Genomic DNA, 20,151 nt, shown 5'->3' with positions numbered 1-20,151 from the left:
ATGCCGAAGTAGCGAACGCGGGGCCTGCCGGCAAGCCTCACGGACGACGTGACGAAGGGCGAGCACGGTCATGGAAGAAGCGAATTCGCGGTGAAGATAATGGTCTCGTTGCATCCTAATTCATTCGGAGATCGTCATCATGCTCAAAGGCAAAACCGCGCTTGTCACGGGGTCCACCAGTGGCATCGGCCTTGCTATTGCAAAGGCCCTTGCGCAACAAGGCGCGAACATCGTGCTCAATGGTTTCGGCGACGCGGAAGGCCCGCGCGCTGAGATCGCGGCTTTCGACGTCAAGGTCGAATACCACGGCGCCGACATGAGCAAGCCGGCAGAAATCGAGGACATGATGAAGTTCGCAGCCACCCACTTCGGCCGCGTCGATGTACTGGTCAACAACGCCGGCATCCAGCATGTAGCCAAGGTCGAAGACTTCCCGCCGGAACGTTGGGACGCAATCATCGCCATCAACCTTTCGAGCGCCTTTCACACGACGCGACTGGCAGTTCCGGCGATGCGCAAGGCCAACTGGGGCCGCATTATCAACGTCGCTTCAGCACATGGCCTCGTCGCGTCGGCGCAGAAGTCCGCCTACGTTGCAGCCAAGCACGGCATCGTCGGGTTCACCAAATCGGTGGCGCTCGAAACCGCCACGACCGGCGTCACCTGCAACGCGATCTGCCCGGGTTGGGTGCTGACGCCGCTGGTGCAAAAGCAGATCGATGATCGCTCCGCACGCGAAGGCATCTCGGTCGCACAGGCGCAAAACGATCTGCTCGGCGAAAAGCAGCCTTCGCTGCAGTTCACCACCGTCGATCAGTTGGGTGGACTCGCCGTGTTCCTGTGCTCGCCGGCGGCCGACCAGGTACGGGGCGTGGCCTGGCAGGTCGACGGCGGCTGGACCGCGCAATAAGCGCAGTGACCTCTGCGCCCACCGGGGCGCTTATTTCAGCTGCACCGAGCCCGAGACGTTGACGACGACGCTCGTCATGCCCGCTTCGATCGGCACCGGTGCGTCTGCGGTCGCCATCTTCGCCGAGGCCTCCATCGCCATCATGCGCGGGCGGATCGGCCCGCCCATGTGCGCATTGACCGACACCTCCCGCAGCGTGTAGCCGGTGAAGCCGAAGCGCTTGGCAAGTTCGTCGGCGCGCTTCTTGAAGTTGTCGATCGCCAGCGCCTGCGCTTCAGTCTCGGATTTGGCCTGCTGCTCACGGCTCAGGCTGAAGCCGACATTACTGACGGTCAGGGTCGAGATCTTGGCCGCCGTCTGCGCGATGCGCGGGAAATCCCTGCCTTCGAGCACCAGTTCGGCCGTGCCTTGCCAACCCGTCAGCTTGCCGTCACGGCTGCGCCGAGGAAAGAGGCTGAAGTTGCCGGTGTGGACATCGAGCTGGCCGGACTGTGCGTTCTTTCGCGCCTCTGTCAGCGCAGCATCCAGCGCTGTCTTGAGCTGCGTCTGCACGCTCGCCGCATCGGTGCCGTCGCGCGTCGTGGAAAGCGTCATGCTCAGTTGATCCTGCTGCACCTCGACCGTCGACATGGCCGAGAGCTGCAGAACATTCTGCGGTGACGGGAGTGTGACGGTCTGCGACCATGCCGCCGTGGCGCTCACCAAGACGGCACAGGCCGCGAACCATTTGGCTTTGTTCAATTCAGGAATCCCTCAGGTCAGGTAGTTGACAATGCGCCCGCGGGAGCGCCGCTCAGCGATGCGGCCGCCCCGGCGAGTCCAGCATCGCGCCCTTGGTAGCGGGTGCGGGGACGATACGCTCAGCCGGCTGGGATTCTGCCGACTTGGCGATCTCCTGCCGCGGTGCCCATTGCTGGCGCACCTGCTGCCTCAGTTCGGCCAACTCTGCCGCCGTCAACCGGCGTCCGCCAGCCACTTCGTTGCGCTTGACATCGGAACCTGTGGTTGGCCGTTGCCCGTCGACCGAATCGACCCGCCGGTCGTTGATCTTCAGGAAGTTGAAGCTCCCCGCCCAACCTGTCAGGCAGAAAATCGTGAGCAGGAAAGGCAACGCGAATTTGTTGGGTTTCATAACGATTGCAGGACATCCAACCCGACTTTGCCATCGCTGCGCAATGCGGGAACGTCCCGAAGGCTAGTGGCCGCAAGTTTTGTAACTTAGTGTCAAACCTTTGGATAAACCACTCAACGACTTCGCAACACCCTCAAAATTGGTGCTGTTACAAATTTGGCGTTGTAAAAATGAATCAAGCTCCAGCTCGCACAGACAAGATCGTGATCGTTGACGACGATGCACGCATCCGGGACCTGCTCCGCCGCTACCTCACCCAGGAGGGTTTCGAGGTGATCGTGGCGGAAGACGGCAAAGCGCTCAATCGCATCCTGCTTCGCGACACGGTCGACCTGATCGTGCTCGACCTGATGATGCCGGGCGAGGACGGCCTGTCGGTCTGCCGCCGCCTGAGGGCGGCCAACGACCGCACGCCCATCATCATGCTCACCGCCAAGGGCGAGGACGTGGACCGCATCGTCGGCCTCGAAGTCGGCGCTGACGACTACCTGGGCAAGCCCTTCAATCCGCGCGAACTGCTGGCCCGGGTGCACGCAGTGCTGCGCCGCCGTCCGCCGCTGGAAGCTCCGGGCGCCCCGTCGACGGACAACGAGACGGTCAATTTCGGTCCCTTCAGCTTCGACCTCGGCTCGCGCACGCTCAAGAAGGACGGCGAAGAGCTGTCCCTGACCACCGGCGAGTTCGCGATGCTGAAGGCGCTGGTGCGCCATCCCAGGCAGCCGCTGTCGCGAGAGAAGCTGGCTCAGCTGGCGCGCGGCCGCGAGTTCGAGCCTTTCGACCGCAGCCTGGACGTCCAGATCTCGCGCCTGCGCAAGCTGGTCGAATCCGATGCCGCGGCGCCGCGCTACATCCAGACCGTCTGGGGTGTCGGCTACGTGTTCGTGCCGGACGGCACGACCTGAAAGCGCTGAGACCCGTGGCCGCCACGATCGGCCCCCAGACCACCCAGCCGAGCCCGCTCGCCGAGGACAGCTCCCAGGGCACCCTGCCGAGCCCGCTGGATGCCCTCGGCCATCGCAGGCGCCGGACCCGGCTGCAGCTCGGCCTGAGTCTTTTCTGGCGGACCTTCTTCCTGCTCGTGCTGCTGCTGGTCGGCTGCACGGTCGCGTGGCTGCAGACTTTCCGCGCGCTCGAATATGAGCCGCGCGCCATCCAGACCGCGCACCAGATCGCCTCGCTCGTGAACCTCACCCGGGCAGCACTGGTGTATTCGGATGCGATCACCCGCGTCTCGCTGATCAAGACGCTGGCCGACCAGGAAGGCGTGCGCATCCTGCCGCGCGAGCCGGGCGACCGCTTCCTGCCCTACACCAGCGGCGCGCTGGACCAGCGCGTCACCGAGGAACTGATTGCCCGCCTCGGTGAAGGCACGACCGTGGCGAGCCGCGTCAATGATGAGCCGGGCCTCTGGATCGGCTTCACCATCGAGAGCGACACCTACTGGCTGCTGGTCGACCCGACCCGCTTCAGCAGGCTCGACCGGCGCACCTGGATGATCTGGCTGGCGACCACCATGGCGCTGTCGTTGGCGGGCGCGGCGCTCATCACCCGGCTGATCAACCGGCCGCTCAAGCAGTTGTCGCAGGCGACGATGCAGGTGCGCGAAGGAGAATACGAGGCGCACCGGCTCGACGAACGCGCCCGCACCAACGAAATCCGGGCGGTGAACGTCGGCTTCAACCGCATGGCCGACCAACTCGCCAAGATCGAGCAGGACCGCGCCGTGATGCTCGCCGGCATCTCGCACGACCTGCGCACACCACTGGCGCGGCTGCGGCTCGAAACCGAAATGAGCGTCGCCGACGAAGACGCGCGCGACCACATGGCCGCCGACATCGCGCAGCTCGACGCGATCATCGACAAGTTCCTCGACTACGCTCGACCCGACCATGTCGACTTCAAGCCGGTGCTGCTGCGCGACGTGATCGATGCCTGCACCTATGCCGTTCAGGATCACGAGGACATCAAGATCACCGTCGACGTGCCGACCGACCTGCGGGTCATGGCCGACGAGGTCGAGTTGCAGCGCGTGATTTCCAACCTCGTCGAGAACGCGCGCCGCTACGGCAAGACGCCCTCGACCGGCGTTGCCGACATCACGATCCAGGCGCAGGCCCACAACGACGCGGTGCTGATCAAGGTCCGCGACCACGGCGCGGGCGTCGCCCCGGCCCTGCTCTCCCAGTTGAGCAAGCCCTTCTTCCGCGGCGACGTGGCACGAACCTCGGCGGCGGGTGCCGGCCTGGGGCTCTCGATCGTCACCAAGAACATCGAGCGCATGGGCGGGACCTTTGCGCTCACCAGCACCCCGGGACGCGGGCTGGCGGCACACATCCGCATGCCGCGCGCCGCGTCGACCAGGCCCGATCCCTCCAAGGACAAAGACAAGGAGCGGGAAAAGGAGAGGGAAAAGGAAAAAGAGAAGTAGCCGCTCAGCGGTGAATCAGCGCGACGGCACGCGCTTCCATCGCGCGGCCCTCGCCCACCGGACCGAGTTGCTCGGCCGTCTTGGCCTTCACGTTGACTTGGCCGACTTCGATTTCGAGCGCGGCCGCGATGCGCTCGCACATTGCCGGAATGTGAGGCGCGAGTTTGGGCGCCTGGGCGATCACGGTGCTGTCGACGTTGCCGATCTGCCAACCCGCCGCACGCACCCGCCGAGCCGCCTCGGCCAAGAGCACGGTGGAATCCGCGCCACGAAACTGCGGATCGGTGTCGGGAAAATGCCGCCCGATGTCGCCGAGGCCCGCCGCGCCGAGCAAGGCATCGGTGATCGCGTGCAGCAGCACGTCGGCGTCGGAATGGCCGAGCAGCCCCGTGACATGCGGCACCTCGACGCCACCGAGCACCAGCTTGCGGCCCGCCACCAGTTGGTGAACATCCCAGCCCTCGCCAATGCGGAAGTTGAAATCAGTCATGGTGCATCCGTCGGCTGCGCAGAATCGCTTCCGCCAGGGCGAAATCCTCCGGGAAAGTGAGCTTGAAGTTCTGGCCGCTTCCCGGCACGAGCAGCGGCGCCAGGCCGACTGCCTCGATGGCGCTGGCTTCGTCGGTCACCGAATCGCCGGCGCGCTCCAGCGCGTCGAGCAGCATACCGATCCGAAACATCTGCGGCGTCTGGGCCAGCCACTTGTCGGCGCGGGTCGGCGTGCTGGCGACCCGCCCGTCGGGCGACGCGACCTTGAGCGTGTCGGCCAGACGATGCGCCAGCAGGCCGCCGACGGCGTCGTGCTCGCAGGCAGCGATCAGGGCTTCGATCTGGGTCGGCGTCACGAGGCAACGCGCCGCGTCATGCACCAGAACCCAGTCGTGCGGGCCCGCACCGGCCTGACGTAGCGCCCGAAGACCGTTGCGCACCGTGGCCGCGCGGGTCGCACCGCCGACGCGCAACAGATGCTCGCCCGCCGCCGGGAAGCGCGGCAGCACGATCCCCACGTCGGGGTCGTCCGGCGCAACCGCCAGGGCAATGCCCTCGAACAGCCCCTTGAGCGAACGGAAGACTTCCAACGTGTGCTCGACCATCGGGCGGCCTGCGATCCGGTGGTACTGCTTGGGTCCCTGTCCGCCTGCGCGGACGCCGGAGCCGGCGCAAGGAATCAGAACAAAAAATCTGGAAGCGGACATCGGTGCAACAGCGGCCTGCGACAAAGGGGCAGCCATTCTAGAATCGGCCTTCACACCCCTCGCCGGCCGGCGCGGGGTGTTCTGCATTTCCCAGGCATTTCATGGACCTCCCTCAACTCACGGCCGGCAAGCGTTTCACGCTGCCGCGCCCACCGCTGTCGGCCGATGCTCTGCTGCTGGCGCAATTGGCCGAGCGCGAAAAGTCGGCTGGGCGCGCCACCGCCGTGTTCACCGCGGATGCGTCCGATGCGCAACGGCTGATCGACGAAATCGCCTTTTTTGCGCCTGAGTTGCGCTGCGCGCTCTTTCCGGACTGGGAGACGCTTCCTTACGACAGTTTCTCCCCGCATCAGGACCTGATCAGCGAGCGCCTCGCCACCCTCTGGCGAATCAGCCAGAAGGAGGCCGATGTGGTGCTCGTCCCGGCGACCACGGCCCTCTACCGCCTGGCACCGCCCGCCTTCCTCGCCGGCTACACCTTCCACTTCAAGAGCGGCCAGAAGCTCCAGGAATCGAAACTCAAGGCTCAGCTCACGCTCGCGGGTTACAGCCATGTCACGCAAGTCGTGAGCCCCGGCGAGTACGCCGTGCGCGGCGGGCTGATCGACCTGTTTCCGATGGGCTCCCAAGTGCCCTTCCGCGTCGACCTGTTCGACGACGAGATCGACTCGATCCGCACCTTCGATCCGGACACGCAGCGCAGCCTCTATCCGGTGCCCGAGGTCCGCCTGCTGCCGGGCCGCGAGTTCCCGATGGACGACGATGCGCGAGTGCGCTTCCGCAGTCGGTGGCGCGAACTCCTCGAAGGCGATCCCACGCGCAGCCGCATCTACAAGGACATGGGCAATGGCGTCGCTACGGCGGGCATCGAGTACTACCTGCCGCTCTTCTTCGAAGAGACCGCGACCGTGTTCGACTACCTCGGCGCCGAAGCCACGGTCGTTCTGCACGGGGACCTCGAACCGGCTTTCCAGCATTTCTGGCAGGACACCGGCGAACGCTATCGCCTGGTGCGCGGCGACCCCGAGCGGCCTGCATTGCCGCCCGAAGCGCTTTTCCTGAACGCCGAGCAGTTCTATCAGCGCGCGAAGCCATATGCGCAACTCGCCATTCGCGGCGACCTGACAGCCGACGCGCCCTACGCCGAGTTCGACGTGCTTGCGCCCTTTGCCGTGGTCCGCGGCGCGGACGACCCGCTGGTCAAGGTCAAGGAGCACATCCGCGCGACGCCGCACCGGGTGCTCTTCATCGCCGAAAGCGACGGACGGCGCGAAAGCCTGCTGGACTTCCTGCGCGCCAGCGGCGTCGGCCCGCCGGCCTTCGATTCGCTCGCCGAGTTCGAGGCTTCGCCGGACGAGAAGATCGGCATCGCCACCGCCGCGTTGGTCGCAGGCTTCGCTTGGCGCGAACAGGGGATCGACTTCGTCACCGAAACCGAGCTCTTCGCCGCAGCGCCCACGACACGCCGCCGCAACCGCAAGCAGGAGCAGGTCAGCGACGTCGAAGCGCTGATCAAGGACCTGAGCGAACTGGCGATCGGCGATCCGGTCGTGCACTCGGCCCACGGCATCGGACGCTATCGCGGCCTGATCAATATGGATCTCGGCCAAGGCATCGGCCCTGACGGCAAACCCTTGATGCAAGAGATGCTGCATCTGGAATACGCCGACAAGGCCACGCTCTACGTGCCGGTCTCGCAGTTGCATCTGATCAGCCGGTACACCGGCGTCAGCGCCGATGAAGCGCCGCTGCACAAGCTCGGCTCCGGCCAGTGGGAAAAGGCCAAGCGCAAGGCGGCCGAGCAGGTGCGCGATTCCGCCGCGGAACTGCTGAACATCTACGCGCGTCGCGCAGCCCGCGAAGGCCACGCCTTCCGCTTCTCGGCCGCCGACTACGAGGTGTTCGCCAATGACTTCGGATTCGACGAGACAGCCGACCAGAAGGGCGCGATCCACGCAGTCATCCAGGACATGATCTCGCCGCAGCCGATGGACCGCCTGGTCTGCGGCGACGTCGGCTTCGGCAAGACCGAAGTGGCGCTGCGCGCCGCATTCATCGCGGTGACCGGCGGCAAGCAGGTCGCCTTCCTCGCACCCACCACGCTGCTGGCCGAACAGCACTATCAGACCTTGATGGACCGCTTCGGGAAGTGGCCGGTCAAGGTCGCCGAGATGAGCCGCTTCCGCTCGACCAAGGAGATCACAGCCGCCGCCAAGGGCCTCGCCGACGGCAGCGTGGACATCGTGGTCGGCACGCACAAGCTTCTTTCGCAGTCGGTCAAGTTCAAGAACCTGGGCCTGCTGATCATCGACGAGGAGCACCGCTTCGGCGTGCGTCACAAGGAGGCGATGAAGGCGCTTCGCGCCGAAGTCGACGTGCTGACGCTCACCGCCACGCCGATCCCGCGCACGCTGGGCATGGCGCTCGAAGGGCTGCGCGACCTGAGCGTGATCGCCACCGCGCCGCAGCGGCGCCTCGCGATCAAGACCTTCGTGCGCAACGAAGGCACCGGCGTCATCCGCGAGGCCGTGCTGCGCGAGCTCAAGCGCGGCGGGCAGGTCTACTTCCTGCACAACGAGGTCGAAACCATCGAGAACCGGCGCCAGAAGCTCCAGGAGATCCTGCCCGAGGCGCGCATCGCCGTGGCCCACGGCCAGATGCCCGAACGCGAGCTGGAGCGGGTGATGCGCGACTTCGTGGCCCAGCGCCACAACCTGCTGCTGTGCTCGACCATCATCGAGACCGGCATCGATGTGCCGAGCGCCAACACCATCGTGATGAGCCGCGCCGACAAGTTCGGCCTGGCGCAACTACACCAGTTGCGCGGTCGCGTCGGCCGCAGCCACCACCAGGCTTATGCCTACCTGATGGTGCCGGACATCGACGGCCTGACCAAGCAGGCGGCGCAACGGCTCGACGCCATCCAGCAGATGGAAGAACTGGGCTCCGGCTTCTATCTCGCGATGCACGACTTGGAGATTCGCGGCGCCGGCGAGGTGCTGGGCGAGAACCAGAGCGGCAACATGATGGAAATCGGCTTCCAGCTCTACAACGAGATGCTGGCCGAGGCCGTTCGCTCGCTCAAGGCAGGCAAGGAGCCGGATCTGCTGTCGCCGCTCAGCGTGACGACCGAGATCAACTTGCACGCCCCTGCCCTGCTGCCCGACGACTACTGCGGCGACGTGCATCTGCGCCTGTCGTTCTACAAGAAGCTGGCGACGGCGAAGACGCCCGACCAGATCGACACGCTGCTCGAAGAAATCGTCGACCGCTTCGGCAAGCTGCCGCCGCAGGCGCAGACTCTGATCGACGTGCACCGCCTGCGCGTTCTCGCGCGCCCCTACGGCGTGACCAAGGTCGATGCCGCGCCGGGCGTCATCCACATCACGTTCAAGAAGGACCCGCCGGTCGATTCGATGAACATCATCAACCTGATCCAGAAGAACAAGCACATCAAGCTCGCTGGCAACGAAAAGCTGCGCATCGAGCGCGAGCTGAAAGAGCCCAAGGACCGCGCACAAATGGTGCGCGACGTGCTTCGCAGCCTGGGCCAACCCAAAGTACAGGAAGCCGCACCGGCATGACCGCAAAAGAAATATCGCCCGGCCTCGTCGTCCAGCGCTTCACGCCACCGCTGGCGCTCGCCGATTTCAAGCTGATCGCGTTCGACATGGACTCGACGCTGATCAACATCGAATGCATCGATGAAATCGCCGATGCGGTGGGCAAGAAGGCCGAGGTGGCCGCGATCACCGAGGCCACGATGCGTGGCGAGATCAAGGACTTCAAGGAAAGCCTGCGCCGACGCGTCGCGCTGCTGAAGGGCGTGCCGGTCGATGCGCTTCAGAAAGTCTATGACGAGCGGCTGCGCCTCAATCCCGGTGCGGAGAAACTCGTGGCGGCCTGCAAGGCGGCCGGCATGAGGGTGCTGCTGGTCTCGGGCGGCTTCACCTATTTCGCCAATCGGGTGAAGGATCGCCTGGGCATCGATTTCGCGCGCTCGAACCTGCTCGACGAAGCCGACGGCCGGCTCACCGGCCAAGTCGTGCAACAGTCGTGGGGCGACATCTGCGACGGTGCCGAGAAGCGCCGGACCTTGCTGGAAGTGGCATCGCTGCTCGGCATCTCGCCGGGCGAGACCATCGCGGTCGGCGACGGCGCAAACGACCTGCCGATGATGGGCGAAGCCGGATTGTCCGTGGCCTATCACGCCAAGCCGAAGGTGCGCGAACAGGCGATGGTTGCCATCAACAAGGGCGGCCTCGACCGCCTGCTTGAAATCCTGAGGTGACACCATGAGCGAAGCCAGCGACGACAGGCGCACGCCTACCGCATCCGACATCGTGCATGCCGACCGGCGCTTCGGCACCGAACACGGCAGCATTCACAAGCCGATCCATACCGCGGTGCAGTTCAACTTCGACCGCGTGGAAGACCTCATCGGCGTCTTCCAGGGCACCCTCAAGGGAGCCTACAGCTATGCGCGGCAAGGCACGCCGACCACCGCCGCGCTCGAAGCCAAGATCAGCCTGCTGGAACAGGGCATCGGCACCGTCTGCTTCTCGACCGGCATGGCCGCGCTCAGCGCAATCTTCCTCACGCTGCTGCGCGCCGGCGATCACATGGTGTCGAGCCACTTCGTCTTCGGCAACACCAACAGCCTCTTCGGCACGCTGAATGACCTGGACGTCGGTGTCACCAAGGTCGATGCGGGCTCCGTGGACAACGTACGCGCGGCGCTACGGCCGGAAACGCGCCTGGTCTTCGTGGAGACTGTCGCCAACCCCGGCACACAGATTCCGGACCTCGAAGCGATCGGCGCGCTGTGCCGCGAGCGCGGCCTGCTCTACGTCGTGGACAACACGATCACCTCGCCCGCCCTCTTCCTGCCGAAAACGGTCGGCGCGGGGCTGGTCATCAATTCGCTGACCAAGACCATCGGCGGGCATGGCGCGGCGCTGGGCGGCGCGGTCACGGATACCGGTCTTTTCGACTGGGCGGCGTATCCCAACATCTCTGCGAGTTATCGAAACCTCGACGCACGGCAGCAGGGTTTGCAGCAGATCCGCAAGAAGGGGCTGCGGGACATGGGTGCATCCCTGTCGCCCGAGCAGGCCCACCGCATCAGCCTCGGCGCCGAAACGCTCGCACTGCGTGTGGCGCAGACCAGCGCCACGGCGTTGACGCTCGCGCGCTTCCTTCAAGCTCACCCCGCCGTCGGTGCGGTCCACTATCCGATGCTGGAGAGCCATCCGAAGCACGCGCTGGCGCAGCGGCATTTCAAGGCGGGCTCGTGGCTGCTTGCGTTCGAACTGCGCGAGGGCATCGACATGCTCGCTGCGCTCAATCGCCTGCGGCTGCCGATCAAGGCCACGGGACTGGGCGACAACCGGACGCTCGTGATTCCGGTTGCGCCAACGATCTACTGGGAGGCAGGCCCGAAGGTGCGCGCCGAGATGGGCATTGCCGACGGGCTCGTCCGTGTCTCGGTCGGCCTGGAGCCTGCGGACGAGTTGATCGCGGATTTCGATCAAGCCCTGCGTTCCGAATAGACAGTGAGACCTGTCCCGCGAGGCACGAGAATCGCGGGCATGACAAGCCTGCCTGACAGTATCTCGGTGTGGGACCTGCTCTTCCGGTCAAGCCGCAGGCACGGCCGCACCCACCTGTTGGTACACCGCCGTCTCGAAGCCCATAAGTGTCTCGATCACGGGCATGTCGAAGAATGGCAGCACCTGCGTCATCAGGACGCCGCCAATGCCCTTCGAACGGTCGATCCAGTAGTAGGAATTGAAAACACCCGCCCAGTCGCCGGTCCCGTTGCTGCGCATGCCGGGCAAATCGGCCAGCGTGAGATGAAAGCCCAGCCCCCAGGACTGCGGAACCGGAAGTGAAGGAACATCGTTCGACAGATCCGGCATCGCCGACTTCAAAAGCTCCGGCACCTTGATCTGGCCAAGGTGGTCTTGCAGTGCCATCTGCACCGTAGCGGGCTTGAGGATTCCGGCGCCGTCGTTCAGCCAGGCCTGCACGAAGCGGCCGTAGTCCTGCACCGTTCCGTAGGAGCCGTGACCGGCGGCGTCCCACTCCGAACTGGGCGGCAAGTCGTACGGCGATGGCGCGAGTGTGCCGTCGGCTTGGCGTTGCTTCACGGGCAGCAGCCGTTCGCGCTGCTCGGCGCTGGGCGTGAAGGTCGAGTCCTTCATTCCCAGCGGCCCATAGACGAATTGCTGCAGGTAGCTGCCGAGGCTCTGCCCCGATAGCTTCTCGACGATGAGCCCGAGCCAGTCGGTGTTGACGCCGTATTCCCACGCGGTGCCCGGATCGTTGACCATCGGCACCGACAGGCTGCGCTTCAAGCCCGACAGGGCGTGGGGCTCCCCCGTCACGGTGTGGTACTTGAGCAGCTTTTCGTTGAGGAAGAAGTACCCCAGGCCGGCCGAGTGCGTCATGAGCTGCCGCACCGTGGCCTTGCTGGCAGGCGGTCGAAGGCGCGGCTTGTCGCCGTCGAAGCCGTCCAGGACGGACAGCTTCCCGAACTCCGGCAGGATGGATTCCACGGTGGCATCGAGGCTCAGCCGTCCCTGCTCCATGAGTTGCAGCGCCGCGGTCGTGGCCACGGCCTTGGTCATCGATGCATTGCGGAACACCGTTCGTTCGCTCGCCTCGCCGGCCGCATGGTGAAACAACTGACCGTTGCGGTCGACCACCACGGCCGCAATGCCGTGCACAGCGCCCTTCGATACAACTCCGTCCAGTAACGCCGAGATAGCCGAACCGTCGAATGCCATGATCGTCTCCGTTGTGAGTGGGTGAATCTGTGCGCGGGACATTCTGCGCCGAAAGCAAATTGGGCCTTCGCGAGCGAGGATTTTTCATCCTTCATGCATGCGGACCTTCTTTAGACTTTCGGCCATGAATCGCCGAAACATCATCATCCTCGCCGCCCTTGCCGCAGGGTTTGCTCCAGTCGCGCTGGCCGTCCCGCAGTTCCAGGAAAAGGCCGAGTGGTCCCACGTCTTCACGGAAGCGGATGCACAAGGCAGCATCGTCGTGCTCGACGCCCGAGGCAAGTCTGAAAACGCCTATGTGTACAACTCGGCGCGTGCCGAGCGACGCTACTCGCCAGCTTCGACCTTCAAGATTCCGCACAGCCTCTTCGCGCTCGACGCCGGCGTGCTGCGCGATGAATTCCAGGTCATCCCTTGGGACGGCGTGAAGCGGTCCCAGCCGGCCTGGAACCAGGACCAGGATCTGCGTTCCGCCATGAGGAACTCCACCGTCTGGGTGTATGAGCGCTTCGCCAAGCAACTCGGCGATGCGCGCGAGACCGCCTACATGCGCAAGATTGGCTATGGCAATGCGGTCGCCACGGGCGAAAAGCCGTTTTGGGTCGAGGGCGACCTCGCCATCTCGGCCTTCGAGCAGATTGCATTCCTGCAGCGGCTTTACCGCAACCAACTGCCCTTCAAGGTCGAACACCAGAGGCTGGTGAAGGACGTGATGATCAATGAAGCGGGTCCGGACTGGATACTGCGCGCAAAGACGGGGTGGAGCGGAACCATCGGCTGGTGGGTCGGTTGGGTCGAGTGGCCCACCGGCCCCGTCTTCTTCGCCTTGAACATCGACACTCCGAACAGGCTCGGCGACCTTGCAAAGCGGCAGGGCATCACGCGGAGCGTTCTGCGCTCCATCGACGCCCTACCCAAGATGCAGTAACAGATGCAGTCGCTTCAGAGCGCCGACCCGAGCCGGGCAATCCCTTCCTGGATCTTCTCGACGTTGGCGGTCGCGAAGCTCAGGCGCAGCGTCGCGACGTCGGGCTTCTCGGCGAAGAACGGCGCACCCGGCACGAAGGCCACGAGCTTTTCGATGGCGCGCTTGGCGAACACGTTGGCGTCGGAGATCTTGCCATTGGCACCGGTCAGGCGAGTCCAGAAGAAGAGACCGCCACCAGGCTGCGTGAAGGTGATCGCATCGCCGAGTTCCTTCTGCAATGCCGCACCCATCGCCTGTGCACGCTCCCCGTAGACCTTGCGCACGTTGGCCAGCGTCGCCGGCATGCGGCCGCTCTTCAGGTACTGTGCCGCCGTGGCTTGCGCGAATGTGCTGGTGTGCGCATCGCTGAATTGCTTGCACATCGTTGCCTTCGCCAGCAGTTCGGGCGCGCCGATCATCCAGCCGATGCGCAGGCCCGGGCTCAGCACCTTGCTGAGGCTGCCGCAATGCACGACCAGCTCACGGCTGCCGGGGACATCCTTGGTCAACGACATGATCGACGGCGGCGGCGCCTTGTCGAAGTAGAGATCGCCATAGGGGTCGTCCTCGACGATCAGCGTCTGGTACTTCACCGCCATCTCCAGCACCTTCTTGCGCCGCTCCAGGCTCAGCATGGCGCCGCTCGGATTGCCGAAGGTCGGAATGAGATAGACGAATTTCGGCTTGTGCTCGGCGATCAGCTTTTCGAGCTCGTCGGTGCGCACGCCGTTGGCGTCGATCGGCGCGCTGATCAGCTGCGCGCCATAGAGACGGAAGCACTGGATGGTCGCCAGGAAAGTCGGGCCTTCGACGATCACCTTGTCGCCGGGAGAAATGAGCGTCTTGCCCAGCAGGTCGAGCGCCTGCTGGCTGCCGGTGGTCACGATGAGGCCGCTCGGGTCGACTTCGACGCCCTTGGTCTTCATGAATGCGCTGAGCTGGGTGCGGAGCGGCTCATAGCCTTCGGTCGCGCCGTATTGCAGGGCGCCGCCGGGTTCTTCCGCCAGGGCCTTCGAGCTGGCTTCCCTCAACCCTTCGACATCGAACATCGCGCTGTCCGGAAAGCCGCCCGCAAAGCTGATGATGCCGGGCGTCCCCAGCAGCTTGAAGAGTTCGCGGATGGCCGAGGTTTCAACATTGTCGAGGCGGGAAGCAAATTGCATGAGAGGGCCTTCAGTCGGAGAGTTGCAGCCGTCCATTGTCGCAGGCAGCCTAAACTCGCCGCCACGATGAAAAAAGCCGAGATCGAACCTTTCTTCGCGACACTCCAGGCCGCCAACCCCACGCCCGAAACCGAACTCGAATACAGCACGCCCTTCGAGCTCCTCGCGGCCGTGCTGCTGTCGGCGCAAGCGACCGACGTGGGGGTGAACAAGGCGACGCGCAAGCTGTACCCGGTCGCCAACACGCCACAGGCCATCCTCGACCTCGGCATCGAAGGGCTGGAGAGCTACATCAAGACCATCGGCCTCTACCGCAGCAAGGCGAAGCACCTGATCGAAGCCTGCCGAATGCTGATCGAGCGGCATGGCGGCGAAGTCCCGAAGACGCGAGCCGAACTCGAAGCGCTGCCGGGCGTCGGCCGCAAGACGGCCAACGTGGTGCTCAACGTCGCCTTCGGCGAACCCACCATGGCCGTCGACACGCACATCTTCCGCGTCAGCAACCGCACGGGGCTGGCGCCGGGCAAGACGCCGCTGGAGGTCGAACTCAAGCTGGAGAAGCGCGTACCTGCCGAATACCGGCTGCACGCCCACCATTGGCTGATCCTGCATGGCCGCTATGTCTGCGTCGCGCGCAAGCCCATGTGCTGGAAGTGCGCCGTGGCGCCCTATTGCGACTACAAGCCCAAGACGCCGGCGCCCTGAGGGTGCTGATCGCCGCTTGCGGTTCCGCACGGCAGCCGCGATGATGCCGCTGCCATGCACATCGCGACACGGCTCCTGCTGCTCTGCGTCCTCGCCGCGCCGGCATCGGGATGGTCGCGGGAGCGGCTCGACGCCGACACGATGGTCCGCTACGGCGGCACCTATTCCGTCGCGTGCGGCAATCCGTCGATGGCCAGGCTGCGCGTGCTGCCCGATGCGCTGCTGGTCGAACTCGGCAACCAGCGCATGACGGGGCTCGATCCGCAAGCGGTCTACAGCTACTTCGGCCAGTCGCCCCCCAAGGCATTCCAGGTCGCACTGCTGAGCCAGGTGCGCGGGATGTCCGAGCTGATCTTCATCGTGAATCGCGACCGCGTCGGCAACTATGTCGAGATCGACGGCTCGCAGAACGTGCGTGCGGCGCTGGGGCCGTCGCTCACGGGGCGAAGGTACCGCCAGTGCGAGGGCGCGGCGATCGCCGCTGCCGGGGGTGCGCCTCAGCCGGGCGTGGTTCGTCCGGCAGCACCGCCCCCACCTTCTCCAGCATCACCTCCACCGTCGGCCGCGGGCAGCGTCAATGCCGCGGTCCTGATTGCCGATCCGCGCTTCGGCAAGACCTGGCGCTCCATGCTCGGCGGGGCACGCGAACCCTGGCTCGCCGAAATGGACGGCCCCGCGCCCGAACCGCGCTGGGTCACCATCGGCGGTAACCGCTACGTGCTGAATGCCTTCTGCAAGGCGCACGACTGCTACGACAACAACGTCGTGCAGCTCTACAGCCCCGGCGAGCCACGCATCTATGCCTTCATCCACCGCGTGAACCGCGACACCCTGCTGGGCGATCCGCCGCCCGCCATGGCCGCCGAATTGCGCCGCCTGTGGCAAGGTGAATTCCGGAAGTCCCGCTGACAGAGCGTCAGAACTCGATGCTGACGCACTCGCCGAACGCGATCGGCCGGGCGGGCCACTGGTCGGAGCGCTCGACGCAACGCATGCCGTCGCTCAGCAACCATGCGGCACGAATCACGCCGGCGTGCGTGACCCAGACGGCATCGCGTCCCCCTGCGCGCCAGGCATCGAAGGCCTCCCCCACGCGCTGCATGAACTGGCGCGTGCTTTCGCCGCTTCCGCCTGCGCGCGTGTCCGCAAAGTCGCGGGTCCAGGTTTCGAACTCGTCAGCGTCGATGGCCGACCAGAGTTGCTCCTCCCAATCGCCGAGGTCCATCTCGGCAAGGCGGGGATCGTGAATCATGCGCAGGTCGGGCCGCAGCGCGACGATGGCTCGAGCGAGTTCGGCGCAACGCGACAGCGGCGAGCAGGTCAGCGCCACGCCGGTGGGCAATTGCGGCGCGACGCGCTCGGCTGCGGCGCGCGTCACCTCGGGCAAAACCGGAACGTCGGTGCGCCCGTAACACAGGCCATCGGCGGCGGTGGTTCGCGCGTGACGCACAAGCAGGAGCTTCATACCCGCCAGGCGAGCGTCAGATAGATTGCCAGTTCGCACACCTGCTGCGTGGCGCCCAGTCCATCGCCGGTGAAGCCCTGAAGTCTGCGTTGCAGCAGCCACGCCATGTACAGCGCAGCCAACGTGCAGAGAAGAATCGGCGCCAGGCCTCGTATCCATCCGAGCGCCGTCAGCAACCACGCAACCGCCGGCAGCGCCCACGCCACACCCGCCAGCAACGCGCCGCCGCCGATCGCGTCGGCCAGCGGCTTGGACTTGCTCGCCGCGTTCTCGTCGCCCACGTAGGGCAGCCAGCGGATCAGGAACAGCGGCGCAAGACGCGACAGCACATGAGAGCAGACAAGGGCCAGGACCACGGTAAGCATCCCCTGCCCTGCCAGCGTTGCCAGCAACGCGATCTTCATGCCGAGCGCGAGCACCAGTGCGATGGCGCCGAAGGCACCGATGCGCGAATCCTTCATGATTTCCAGCGCCCGGGCACGATCGGCCGAACCGCCCAGGCCGTCCGCGACATCGGCCAGTCCGTCTTCATGGAACGCCCCGGTCATCCACACCGTCGCCGCCGTGGAAAGCACCGCGGCGACCAGCGCGCCGGCCAAGCCCGGAAGCCCGATCTGTGCGACACAGAACACGCCCGCGCCAACCGCGCCGACGAGCCAGCCGACTCCGGGGAAGTGCGCGGCGCTGGCCCGCAACATCGCCGGGCTGAAACCCACCCATCCCGCCAACTGGCCCGTCACCGGGACGCGCGTGAAAAACTGCAGCGCCAACAGGAAGTGGCGCACGCCGTTCATGGCTCGTCCCGCCGCGAAACGCCCGCGGATTCAAAACTGGCCATCTCGCGCAGGATGCGGCAGGCGGATTCAAGCAAGGGCCACGCGAGGGCCGCGCCGGAGCCCTCGCCCAGCCGCAGGTCCAGTTCCAGCAAAGGCTGCAGCCCGAGGAAATGCAACAGCAGACGGTGGCCAGGTTCGGCCGATTCATGCGCGGCCACGCAGCGTTGCACGACGTTCGGGCGCAGCGCCTGGGCCACCAGCACCGCCGCGCTGGCGATGAACCCGTCGAGCACGATCACCCGTCGCTCATGCGCCGCCTGCAACACCGCGCCCACCAGCGTGGCGATCTCGAAGCCGCCGAAAGCCGCCAGTGCGGCGAGCGGATCGGTGGCGTCGGCATGCAGTTCGAGCACGCCGCGCAGCACCTGGCGCTTGTGGGCACGTCCGGCAGCGTCCAGTCCGGTGCCGGCGCCGGTGCAGGCATCGATGTCCTGGTCCGACAGGCGGGCCAGCAGCATCGCGGCAGCGGACGAGTTGCCGATGCCCATTTCGCCCAGCAGCACCGCATTGCCGGGGAGCTCGTGCATGAGGGCCATGCCGTTGGCAATGGCCTCCTCGCACTGCGCCACAGTCATCGCAGGCCCCACGGACGCATCCGCGGTGCCTGCGGCGATCTTGCGGATGAGCAGGCCATCGCGCGGCGCGAAATCGTGGCGCACGCCGCAGTCCACCACCGTCAGCGCCAGCCCGTGCTGCCGCGCGAGCACGCTCACGGCCGCGCCGCCGGCCAGGAAGTTCTCGACCATCTGCCAGGTCACATCGCTGGGATAGGCCGAAACGCCGCGCGCAGCCAAGCCGTGATCGCCGGCGCAGACCAGCATCTGCGGCGCATCGAGCACTGGGTCCGTGGTGCCGAGGATGGACCCCAGGCGCGCGGCCAGCGCCTCCAGCCTCCCCAGCGCGCCGACGGGCTTGGTCTTGCTGTCGAGCAGGTGTTGCAGGCGCGCGGCGAGCACGGTGTCGGCGATGTCGTCGACCGAGGGAAGTTGTAGCGTCATTCGATGAGGGAGCGGAGCACGCCCGGTTGAAAGTGGGAATCGATGTGGTCGGCGAGGCCGTCGAACACCGTGTCGAGGGTGCGCGCGGCGACGCCGAAGAGGGCCTGCAGCACGGCGGGATCCTCGAACAAGCCATGCAGATAGAGGCCCAGCACATTGCCGCCTGCATTCTGCCAAGCCAGTTCGTCAGGCATCACCGCAGTGGCGCGATCGCCAGCCGCGGCCATGGCGACATGCTCGGCCGTCTGCCCATGATGGATTTCGTAGCCGCGCACGGTGATCCCCGACAGCGCGGCCCAATCGCCCGACACCGTGGCGAATGTGGCTTCGCGATGGCGGACGGTCTTGTCGGCGGCGAACAACGTGACCACCGGCAGCAGCCCGAGACCGGGCCCGTTGCCGTCGACGCCATGCGGATCGATGAGCGCCTCGCCCAGCATCTGCAGCCCGCCGCACACGCCGAGCACGGCGCCGCCGCGCGCCGCGTGTGCAGTCACGGCGCGGTCCAGGCCCTGCTCGCGCATCCACGCAAGGTCGCCACTGGTGTTCTTCGAGCCGGGCAGGATGATCCAGTCCGCGCCGGCCACGTCGGCCGGACTGCGCGCCCACCGCAACCGCACACCGGCGATGTTCTTGAGGGGCTGGAATTCGTCGAGGTTGCTGATGCGCGGGTAGGCCACCACGGCGACGGTGCGGGTGACCTCGCCGCTGGCGACGCTGCGGTCGTCGAAGACGCCATCCTCTTCCGGCAATCCGTGCTGCCACCACATGGGCAGCGTCGCAACGGTCGCCACGCCGGTCAGCGCTTGCAACTGCTGCGGCGCCGGGGCGAGCAGCGAGGCGTCGCCTCGGAACTTGTTGAGCACGAAGCCGGCCAGCAATTCGCGATCGGCCGGCGGCATCAGCGCCCAGGTGCCGTAGAGATGCGCAAAAGCACCGCCGCGATCGATATCGGTCACGAGCAGGCAGCGCGCATCGGCATGCCGGGCGACGCGCAGGTTGACGATGTCGCTTGCCATCAAGTTGATCTCGGCCGGCGAGCCGGCGCCTTCGATGACCACGACGTCGTTGTCGACGCGAAGCGCGTCGAGCGCCCCGGCAATCTGCGGCCAGACGCGCTCGCTGCGGCCGCGCCAGGGCAGCGCCGTGAGCTCGCGGTTGACCTGCCCGAGCAGCACGACCTGGCTGTGCGTGTCGCGTTCGGGCTTGAGCAGCAACGGGTTCATGCGCACGTCGGGCTCGGCGCGGGCGGCAAGCGCCTGGAAGTACTGGGCACTGCCGATCTCACCGCCCAGCACGACGCGCGCGTTGTTGCTCATGTTCTGGGCCTTGAACGGCGCGACCTTGAGGCCCTGCCGCTCATACCAGCGACACAGCGCAGTCGCGATCCAGCTCTTGCCTGCGCCGCTGGTGGTGCCGAGCACCATCACGCAGCGGGCTCGGCCATCTACCACATTGGGAATCATGGGGCTGATTGTCCTTTACGTGAACTCCATCACGCTTCCGGAATCGCCATCAGATGAATACCAAAATATGCATTCGATTCGCCGGTAGCTTCAG

Annotated in this window: 19 protein-coding genes; 9 read left to right on the top strand and 10 right to left on the bottom strand. The window is 65.9% G+C overall.

Annotation, left to right across the window (positions count from 1 at the left end; all coding sequences use genetic code 11):
* The first annotated feature begins 139 nt into the window (after positions 1 to 139).
* Positions 140 to 910 (top strand): 3-hydroxybutyrate dehydrogenase, encoded by a 771-nt coding sequence (locus AC1DHL_RS06090; protein WP_478161318.1) that lies wholly within the window; start codon positions 140 to 142, stop codon positions 908 to 910.
* 30 nt (positions 911 to 940) lie between these two features.
* On the opposite strand, the gene AC1DHL_RS06085 is transcribed toward AC1DHL_RS06090, so the two are convergent.
* Both AC1DHL_RS06085 and AC1DHL_RS06080 read right to left on the bottom strand, forming a co-directional pair.
* Positions 941 to 1,651 (bottom strand): SIMPL domain-containing protein, encoded by a 711-nt coding sequence (locus AC1DHL_RS06085; RefSeq protein WP_478161316.1) that lies wholly within the window; start codon positions 1,649 to 1,651, stop codon positions 941 to 943.
* A gap of 52 nt (positions 1,652 to 1,703) precedes the next feature.
* Entirely contained in the window at positions 1,704 to 2,042 is a 339-nt protein-coding gene (locus tag AC1DHL_RS06080; RefSeq protein ID WP_478161314.1) for a hypothetical protein, read from the bottom strand.
* A 170-nt stretch (positions 2,043 to 2,212) separates the two neighbouring features.
* On the opposite strand from AC1DHL_RS06080, the gene ompR reads away from it, so the two are divergent.
* A complete protein-coding gene (ompR, locus tag AC1DHL_RS06075) occupies positions 2,213 to 2,944 on the top strand; it encodes an osmolarity response regulator transcription factor OmpR (RefSeq protein ID WP_028250078.1) in 732 nt (243 codons plus the stop codon).
* Positions 2,945 to 3,027: 83 nt separating this feature from the next.
* Positions 3,028 to 4,470 carry a sensor histidine kinase gene (locus AC1DHL_RS06070; RefSeq protein WP_478101421.1) on the top strand — a complete coding sequence of 481 codons (1,443 nt, stop codon included), beginning with the start codon at positions 3,028 to 3,030 and terminating at the stop codon, positions 4,468 to 4,470.
* 4 nt (positions 4,471 to 4,474) lie between these two features.
* Here AC1DHL_RS06070 and ispF read toward each other — a convergent pair whose 3' ends face one another.
* Complete coding sequence (gene ispF, locus AC1DHL_RS06065; protein ID WP_478161312.1) at positions 4,475 to 4,960, bottom strand: 2-C-methyl-D-erythritol 2,4-cyclodiphosphate synthase; 486 nt, start codon at positions 4,958 to 4,960, stop codon at positions 4,475 to 4,477.
* Entirely contained in the window at positions 4,953 to 5,666 is a 714-nt protein-coding gene (ispD, locus tag AC1DHL_RS06060) for a 2-C-methyl-D-erythritol 4-phosphate cytidylyltransferase (protein WP_478101423.1), read from the bottom strand. Before ispD ends, ispF begins: the two co-directional genes overlap by 8 nt.
* Positions 5,667 to 5,767: 101 nt before the next feature.
* Between ispD and mfd the strand changes: the two genes are divergently transcribed.
* From mfd to AC1DHL_RS06045, 3 genes are read left to right on the top strand one after another with little or no spacing between them, the layout of a single operon-like run.
* The gene (mfd, locus tag AC1DHL_RS06055; RefSeq protein ID WP_478161310.1) at positions 5,768 to 9,250 is read left to right on the top strand and encodes a transcription-repair coupling factor; all 3,483 of its coding nucleotides are present in this window, start codon (positions 5,768 to 5,770) and stop codon (positions 9,248 to 9,250) included.
* A complete protein-coding gene (gene serB, locus AC1DHL_RS06050; RefSeq protein WP_478161308.1) occupies positions 9,247 to 9,957 on the top strand; it encodes a phosphoserine phosphatase SerB in 711 nt (236 codons plus the stop codon). The genes mfd and serB overlap by 4 nt, the downstream gene beginning before the upstream one ends.
* Positions 9,958 to 9,961: 4 nt before the next feature.
* On the top strand, positions 9,962 to 11,218 hold the full coding sequence (locus AC1DHL_RS06045) for a cystathionine gamma-synthase family protein (protein WP_478161306.1): 1,257 nt from the start codon (positions 9,962 to 9,964) through the stop codon (positions 11,216 to 11,218).
* 87 nt (positions 11,219 to 11,305) lie between these two features.
* Here AC1DHL_RS06045 and AC1DHL_RS06040 read toward each other — a convergent pair whose 3' ends face one another.
* Positions 11,306 to 12,457, bottom strand: coding sequence for a serine hydrolase domain-containing protein (locus AC1DHL_RS06040; RefSeq protein WP_478161304.1), 1,152 nt, complete (start codon positions 12,455 to 12,457; stop codon positions 11,306 to 11,308).
* A gap of 142 nt (positions 12,458 to 12,599) precedes the next feature.
* Here AC1DHL_RS06040 and blaOXA point away from each other — a divergent pair, with 142 nt between their 5' ends.
* Positions 12,600 to 13,385: a class D beta-lactamase gene (gene blaOXA / locus AC1DHL_RS06035; RefSeq protein ID WP_478161428.1), complete on the top strand. Its 786-nt coding sequence runs from the start codon at positions 12,600 to 12,602 to the stop codon at positions 13,383 to 13,385.
* Positions 13,386 to 13,399: 14 nt separating this feature from the next.
* Here blaOXA and AC1DHL_RS06030 read toward each other — a convergent pair whose 3' ends face one another.
* Entirely contained in the window at positions 13,400 to 14,587 is a 1,188-nt protein-coding gene (locus tag AC1DHL_RS06030; protein ID WP_478161302.1) for an aminotransferase-like domain-containing protein, read from the bottom strand.
* Positions 14,588 to 14,653: 66 nt separating this feature from the next.
* Here AC1DHL_RS06030 and nth point away from each other — a divergent pair, with 66 nt between their 5' ends.
* Both nth and AC1DHL_RS06020 read left to right on the top strand, forming a co-directional pair.
* Positions 14,654 to 15,292 (top strand): endonuclease III, encoded by a 639-nt coding sequence (nth, locus tag AC1DHL_RS06025; protein WP_478101310.1) that lies wholly within the window; start codon positions 14,654 to 14,656, stop codon positions 15,290 to 15,292.
* A gap of 54 nt (positions 15,293 to 15,346) precedes the next feature.
* Positions 15,347 to 16,201 carry an Ivy family c-type lysozyme inhibitor gene (locus AC1DHL_RS06020; protein ID WP_478161300.1) on the top strand — a complete coding sequence of 285 codons (855 nt, stop codon included), beginning with the start codon at positions 15,347 to 15,349 and terminating at the stop codon, positions 16,199 to 16,201.
* A 7-nt stretch (positions 16,202 to 16,208) separates the two neighbouring features.
* On the opposite strand, the gene AC1DHL_RS06015 is transcribed toward AC1DHL_RS06020, so the two are convergent.
* Genes AC1DHL_RS06015 through AC1DHL_RS06000 form a run of 4 tightly spaced genes read right to left on the bottom strand, consistent with a single transcriptional unit; the run spans position 16,209 to position 20,057 of the window.
* Positions 16,209 to 16,757 carry a histidine phosphatase family protein gene (locus AC1DHL_RS06015; protein ID WP_478161298.1) on the bottom strand — a complete coding sequence of 183 codons (549 nt, stop codon included), beginning with the start codon at positions 16,755 to 16,757 and terminating at the stop codon, positions 16,209 to 16,211.
* On the bottom strand, positions 16,754 to 17,551 hold the full coding sequence (locus tag AC1DHL_RS06010; RefSeq protein ID WP_478161296.1) for an adenosylcobinamide-GDP ribazoletransferase: 798 nt from the start codon (positions 17,549 to 17,551) through the stop codon (positions 16,754 to 16,756). Before AC1DHL_RS06010 ends, AC1DHL_RS06015 begins: the two co-directional genes overlap by 4 nt.
* Positions 17,548 to 18,591: a nicotinate-nucleotide--dimethylbenzimidazole phosphoribosyltransferase gene (gene cobT / locus AC1DHL_RS06005; RefSeq protein WP_478161295.1), complete on the bottom strand. Its 1,044-nt coding sequence runs from the start codon at positions 18,589 to 18,591 to the stop codon at positions 17,548 to 17,550. Before cobT ends, AC1DHL_RS06010 begins: the two co-directional genes overlap by 4 nt.
* On the bottom strand, positions 18,588 to 20,057 hold the full coding sequence (locus AC1DHL_RS06000) for a cobyric acid synthase (RefSeq protein ID WP_478161293.1): 1,470 nt from the start codon (positions 20,055 to 20,057) through the stop codon (positions 18,588 to 18,590). The genes cobT and AC1DHL_RS06000 overlap by 4 nt, the downstream gene beginning before the upstream one ends.
* Positions 20,058 to 20,151 lie beyond the last annotated feature (94 nt).

Source organism: Variovorax sp. 10L426 (assembly GCF_056395305.1).
Note: the sequence above shows the minus strand (reverse complement) of the source record. Positions and strands in the feature narration are given on the sequence as shown.

Bases quoted from the DNA above. Each gene is read 5' to 3' on its own strand.
- AC1DHL_RS06090 (WP_478161318.1), top strand. From the start codon at position 140: ATGCTCAAAGGCAAAACCGCGCTTGTCACGGGGTCCACCAGTGGCATC.
- AC1DHL_RS06080 (WP_478161314.1), bottom strand. From the start codon at position 2,042: ATGAAACCCAACAAATTCGCGTTGCCTTTCCTGCTCACGATTTTCTGC.
- ompR (WP_028250078.1), top strand. From the start codon at position 2,213: ATGAATCAAGCTCCAGCTCGCACAGACAAGATCGTGATCGTTGACGAC.
- ispF (WP_478161312.1), bottom strand. From the start codon at position 4,960: ATGACTGATTTCAACTTCCGCATTGGCGAGGGCTGGGATGTTCACCAA.
- ispD (WP_478101423.1), bottom strand. From the start codon at position 5,666: ATGTCCGCTTCCAGATTTTTTGTTCTGATTCCTTGCGCCGGCTCCGGC.
- mfd (WP_478161310.1), top strand. From the start codon at position 5,768: ATGGACCTCCCTCAACTCACGGCCGGCAAGCGTTTCACGCTGCCGCGC.
- serB (WP_478161308.1), top strand. From the start codon at position 9,247: ATGACCGCAAAAGAAATATCGCCCGGCCTCGTCGTCCAGCGCTTCACG.
- AC1DHL_RS06045 (WP_478161306.1), top strand. From the start codon at position 9,962: ATGAGCGAAGCCAGCGACGACAGGCGCACGCCTACCGCATCCGACATC.
- AC1DHL_RS06040 (WP_478161304.1), bottom strand. From the start codon at position 12,457: ATGGCATTCGACGGTTCGGCTATCTCGGCGTTACTGGACGGAGTTGTA.
- AC1DHL_RS06030 (WP_478161302.1), bottom strand. From the start codon at position 14,587: ATGCAATTTGCTTCCCGCCTCGACAATGTTGAAACCTCGGCCATCCGC.
- nth (WP_478101310.1), top strand. From the start codon at position 14,654: ATGAAAAAAGCCGAGATCGAACCTTTCTTCGCGACACTCCAGGCCGCC.
- AC1DHL_RS06020 (WP_478161300.1), top strand. From the start codon at position 15,347: ATGCACATCGCGACACGGCTCCTGCTGCTCTGCGTCCTCGCCGCGCCG.
- AC1DHL_RS06015 (WP_478161298.1), bottom strand. From the start codon at position 16,757: ATGAAGCTCCTGCTTGTGCGTCACGCGCGAACCACCGCCGCCGATGGC.
- AC1DHL_RS06010 (WP_478161296.1), bottom strand. From the start codon at position 17,551: ATGAACGGCGTGCGCCACTTCCTGTTGGCGCTGCAGTTTTTCACGCGC.
- cobT (WP_478161295.1), bottom strand. From the start codon at position 18,591: ATGACGCTACAACTTCCCTCGGTCGACGACATCGCCGACACCGTGCTC.
- AC1DHL_RS06000 (WP_478161293.1), bottom strand. From the start codon at position 20,057: ATGATTCCCAATGTGGTAGATGGCCGAGCCCGCTGCGTGATGGTGCTC.